The organism is Holtiella tumoricola (genome assembly GCF_027857615.1).
Taxonomy (GTDB): Bacteria; Bacillota; Clostridia; order Lachnospirales; family Cellulosilyticaceae; genus Holtiella; species Holtiella tumoricola.
Genome location: NZ_JAQIFT010000067.1, coordinates 1 through 5065 on the forward strand (window position 1 = coordinate 1; position 5065 = coordinate 5065).

Genomic DNA, 5065 nt, shown 5'->3' on the forward strand with positions numbered 1-5065 from the left:
TCCTATGGAGCATTACCTCTTCTTTATATCCTATATTTTAATTTTTACAATGCTTTCTCTTCTCAATCATACTATATAGAGTCATAACAGGTACTCCTGTTGCACCTTTACCTGCATACTCATTAAGGCTACCTTCTGCCCATGATGTTCCTGCAATATCAAGATGTAACCATGGTTTACCTTCTACAAACTCACCAATGAAAAGACCTGCTGTAATTGTACCTGCATTACGTCCACCTAGGTTTTTAAGGTCTGCAATTTCACTCTTAATAAGTTTTTTATAATCATCATAATCTGGAAGTCTCCAGAATTTTTCTCCTGTCTTAGCTGCCTCTCCTACTAATTCATCGTAGAATTCATCATTATTTGAAATAACAGCTGTGGTTGTTGTGCCTAATGCTACAAGAGCAGCACCTGTAAGTGTTGCCACATCTACAATCCTTGTTGCCTTCTCTTTTTGGATGATATAAGTAACCGCATCTACTAAAGTTAAACGCCCTTCAGCATCTGTGTTAAGTACCTCTATGGTCTTGCCTGCCATAGAACCAATAATATCTCCTGGTTTATAGCTTATTCCTGAAATAGCATTCTCACATGCTGCTACAACTGCTACAACATTAGCTTTAATATTATTTTGTGCAATCGCACACATTGTTCCTATTACTGCCGCAGCGCCTGCCATATCACTCTTCATAGTATCCATAGAAGCTGTTGGCTTTAGTGAGTAACCACCTGTATCAAAGGTTAGTCCCTTTCCTACAAGACCAAAAATTTCTTTACTTTCAGAATCACCCATATGTCTCATAACAATAAGTCTTGGTTTTCTTTCAGAACCTTTACCTACCTCATAAAATGCTCTCATACCTAATGCTTGAATTTGTTCTTCATCAAAAATCTCTACTTCAAATCCTTTTTCTTTAGCTAATTCCTCAACTCTATCTGCCAATGTTTCCGGATAAATAACATTAGCTGGTTCATTTACTAAATTTCTTGCTTCAATTACACCATTGATAAGATTATTTATCTCTACAAGTCTTTGATTAAGCTTATCTACCTTTTCTTCTGGAACATCTACTAAATATACAGTTGGATTATAGTCTACATTAGTTACATCCGTTTTATATTTATTAAAAGTATACGTTGAAAGTCTAAGTCCTTGTGCTATAGCTTTTCCTATTGCTCCTGTACACATATGTGCAGCATCTATAAACTTAATGCCATACTTATCTAATTTTAGTTCTTTTGCTTTTTTTGCTCCTCTTGCAACAGCTTCTTTAAAAGCCTCCATTTTTAATTCATCATATTTCCCTAATCCAACTAGGATTATATATTTCATTTCATTAGTTGTATAATAAAAACATTCTCCTACTTTACCCTTAAAGATATTTCCTTCTTTAATCTGCTCTATATTTTCACATGTACTTTTATAGTCTTCATAAACAGGTATAATCATTCCCTGTAAATTTTCTAATTTTTTATTCTCAATAATAATATTCATTAAGCTAGCCTCCTTAAATCTATTTTACTCTTTTATCTTACTATGGATAATTATTATTGTATAGATTTAATTTTCCAATAACCTTCTGAAATAGGTTCCATAACTTGATAAATAGATAAATCTTTTTGTTTTGCCTCAAAAATAATATCCTCTTGTTTAATATCTGCTAAAGTAAGTTGATTCTGTAGTGCCTCTACATCTTTAGCTTCAACATAATCAGCATGAGGTGGCTTATTAGGAGCATGTACACCAGATGAAATATGACATTTATCTGGGGGATAATCTCTAAGTAGCTCAATAATATCGCTATTTTTACTAGGGTTACATCTCTCATGATGAAAATCATATACCCATTTTAAGCCTAATTCTTTACATACTTGTACTATTTCTTCAGATGTATATGTTTTATCATCATTTTCTAATGTAAGTAAGTTTAGATCAAGCTTATCTTGATTCTCTTTAATTATTCTTTTAAACCTTTCTAATGTTTCTACTTTATCACCATAGGCTCCTCCTACATGTAGTACTAAATTTTGTCCTCCTACTAAATGTAAGAATTTCGCTTGAGCACAAAGTTCTCCTATAGATTTTTGAATAACTTCCTCCTTTGGAGATGCTAACATTGTAAAATGACTAGTATGCATAGATATCCTAAGTCCATACTCTTTTTGCCACTTCTTTATTCTTTCTAATTCATTTCTTATCTTATTACTATTCAATATATTGTAATCCTCTAAAATACTTTTCATTTCTGCTTTATCTATAAAAGGAATGATATCTGCTGTAATACGATAAACATATATATTATTTTTAATGTTATGATAAATAATATTACCTAATAAAATAATATTTTGTTCAACTACCTCTTTAATTTTTTCAATATCATAGTCTTCTATAGTTTTTAATCTAAAGGTACAATATTTCTTTTTTAAAGATAAATTAATACATGCATAGCCTATTCTTAATTCACATAAATTCATAAGTTCTTCCTTTTCTATATGGTATGATGTCTTTAACAATTGAATTATTACTTATAATAATAGTAATGATATTAAAACTTAGAAAGGATATATCAATGGATCAAGGAAAATTAAAAAGTAACCTTATTTTAATAACTTATGCCATCCTTTTATTCTTAAGCTTACAAAATTGGGGCCTTATTATGAATGTAATCAGAGAAGTTTTTCATCTTATTGTTCCCTTTATCTATGGGTTTATAATAGCTTATTTATTGCATCGTCCATTTAATTTCTTCTATAATAAAATCTTTAAGTTTGATAATAAATGTAAATATAAGATTTTAAAACATATACGTAAACCTATTGCATTAGTTACTACTTACTTAGTAATTATTATTATTTTTATAGGTATTATTTCTTTATTAGTTCCACACCTTATAACAAGCATTGAAACACTTACTCGCGATTTACCAGACCACTATAAAGCAGCTCAGGAATTTGCAGAAACTATTTTCAAAGACTTACATATTCCAAGTGAATTTATTTTAGAAATCCAGCAATATGCAACTCAAATTGTACAACAAATCATTAGTTTTCTTTATAGTGCATTGCCAAATATAGTAGATTCTATATTTAATATTACATCTGGTATTACGAATATTATTTTTGGTATTATTATTTCTGTTTATTTACTAAGTAGCAAAGAAAAATTAGTTCTACAAAGTAAAAAAATATTATTAGCCTTTACTCCTAATCATTTTGCTTACCATATTATTAGAATTAGTCGATTAACTCATAAAACTTTTAGTAACTTTATTTCTGGCCAGATTTTAGATGCATTTATATTAGGTCTTATGTGCTTCATCAGTATGAGTATTCTTAAAATGCCCTATGCCTTATTAATAAGTGTAATTATTGGTACTAGCAATATGATTCCAATCTTAGGTCCCATATTAGGAGCTATTCCTACAACATTTATTATCCTTATGGCAAATCCAACACATCCTATGCAAGCAGTGTGGTTTATTATTCTAATTATAGTCCTTCAACAAATTGATGGTGATATTATTTATCCTCGTGTTGTTGGTAACTCTATAGGCTTGTCTGGATTATGGGTAATGTTTGCAATCTTAGTAGCAGGAGGTAAATTTGGTATTATTGGAATGATCATAGGCGTTCCTACATTTGCTATTATCTATACTCTCTTACGCGAAGCAACCTATTTTAAACTACAACAAAAGAAGATTAGTTCAACTAATATAGATGCTAAAGAAAAGGACATAGAAGATTAATCTTCTATGTCCTTTTTATACCTATATGTATACCATCTGCATTTATAATCATAATGCAATACTTATACTTAATCTCTGATCAATATTTTGCATATCTTGTTTGGAAAGCATGCCTATTTTATGCGAAAGCCTTCTCTTAGAAATAGTTTTAATCTGCTCACACAATATAGTAGAATCATGCGTTAGAAAATGATACTTTTCTTTTGTCACTGTATAATGTGTAGGTATATCCTTTTTAATTTTTGATGTTAAAGGTACACATATAATTGTAGGAGAATAATGATTTCCTACATTGTTCTGTATAATTAACACAGGCCTTATCCCTGCTTGTTCACTGCCATCACCAACACCTAAATCTGCTTCGTAAATTTCTCCTCTACGAGGATATATGTATTCAGAAGATGTATCTTCAATATTCATGTATTCTCCTCCTTTACTAATTTTAGTATTACCCATTCATAACTGCTTTAAACATTATTTTTGAAAATACTAAAAATAAAAAAAGGCACTCATTAATGAGTGCCTTTTTCAGATATTAATATATGTTATTTTATAATTTTAAAAATTAATCTCTTGAATTGTTTATAAAAACTATTACAATATCTCTTCATTTTAGCTATTCTAAAATGTTATAAATAAAAAAGAACTTGCATTATCTGCAAGTTCTTGATGAGCCACCGGAGGCTCGAACTCCGGACCACTTGATTAAAAGTCAAGTGCTCTACCAACTGAGCTAGTGACCCATATTCTTATTTAAAAGCATAAATAAATGCCCAGAGCCGGAATCGAACCAGCGACACGAGGATTTTCAGTCCTCTGCTCTACCGACTGAGCTATCTGGGCAAATGGTTGCGGAGACAGGATTTGAACCTATGACCTTCGGGTTATGAGCCCGACGAGCTACCTAGCTGCTCCACTCCGCGATATTGCTTTTAAAGGATGGAGGGAGAAGGATTCGAACCTTCGAAGGCGGTGCCAACAGATTTACAGTCTGCCCCCTTTGGCCACTCGGGAACCCCTCCATAAAGCCGACGATCGGACTCGAACCGATAACCTGCTGATTACAAGTCAGCTGCTCTGCCAATTGAGCCACGTCGGCTTATACATGGTCGCTATAGGGCTCGAACCTATGACCCCCTGCTTGTAAGGCAGGTGCTCTCCCAGCTGAGCTAAGCGACCATATAAACGACCCAGAAGGGACTCGAACCCTCGACCTCCGCCGTGACAGGGCGGCGTGCTAACCAACTGTACCACTGGGCCATACTAAAAAGTATGATTTATACTTTCAAAACTAAACATAACCATTTTTTAACCTG

4 protein-coding genes and 7 tRNA genes are annotated in these 5065 nt (G+C 32.3%); 1 reads left to right on the forward strand and 10 read right to left on the reverse strand.

The window, feature by feature from the left end:
- Positions 1-37: 37 nt before the first annotated feature.
- Positions 38-1498, reverse strand: a complete 1461-nt coding sequence (locus tag PBV87_RS19170) for a leucyl aminopeptidase (protein WP_271013407.1) — start codon at positions 1496-1498, stop codon at positions 38-40.
- Between the two features lie 53 nt (positions 1499-1551).
- Positions 1552-2478, reverse strand: a complete 927-nt coding sequence (uvsE, locus tag PBV87_RS19175) for a UV DNA damage repair endonuclease UvsE (RefSeq protein WP_271013408.1) — start codon at positions 2476-2478, stop codon at positions 1552-1554.
- A gap of 95 nt (positions 2479-2573) precedes the next feature.
- Here uvsE and PBV87_RS19180 point away from each other — a divergent pair, with 95 nt between their 5' ends.
- Positions 2574-3749 (forward strand): AI-2E family transporter, encoded by a 1176-nt coding sequence (locus tag PBV87_RS19180; RefSeq protein ID WP_271013409.1) that lies wholly within the window; start codon positions 2574-2576, stop codon positions 3747-3749.
- A gap of 48 nt (positions 3750-3797) precedes the next feature.
- On the opposite strand, the gene PBV87_RS19185 is transcribed toward PBV87_RS19180, so the two are convergent.
- The 8 genes from PBV87_RS19185 to PBV87_RS19220 all read right to left on the reverse strand — a co-directional run bounded on the left by PBV87_RS19185 (position 3798) and on the right by PBV87_RS19220 (position 5009).
- Positions 3798-4169, reverse strand: coding sequence for a type II toxin-antitoxin system PemK/MazF family toxin (locus PBV87_RS19185; RefSeq protein ID WP_053982354.1), 372 nt, complete (start codon positions 4167-4169; stop codon positions 3798-3800).
- 250 nt (positions 4170-4419) lie between these two features.
- Positions 4420-4492: transfer RNA gene (locus tag PBV87_RS19190), tRNA-Lys, on the reverse strand.
- A gap of 27 nt (positions 4493-4519) precedes the next feature.
- A tRNA-Phe gene (locus tag PBV87_RS19195) sits at positions 4520-4592 on the reverse strand.
- 3 nt (positions 4593-4595) lie between these two features.
- Positions 4596-4672: transfer RNA gene (locus tag PBV87_RS19200), tRNA-Met, on the reverse strand.
- A 17-nt stretch (positions 4673-4689) separates the two neighbouring features.
- A tRNA-Tyr gene (locus PBV87_RS19205) sits at positions 4690-4771 on the reverse strand.
- Positions 4772-4775: 4 nt separating this feature from the next.
- A tRNA-Thr gene (locus PBV87_RS19210) sits at positions 4776-4848 on the reverse strand.
- 7 nt (positions 4849-4855) lie between these two features.
- A tRNA-Val gene (locus tag PBV87_RS19215) sits at positions 4856-4928 on the reverse strand.
- A 7-nt stretch (positions 4929-4935) separates the two neighbouring features.
- Positions 4936-5009, reverse strand: a tRNA-Asp gene (locus tag PBV87_RS19220).
- Between the last annotated feature and the right edge of the window lie 56 nt (positions 5010-5065).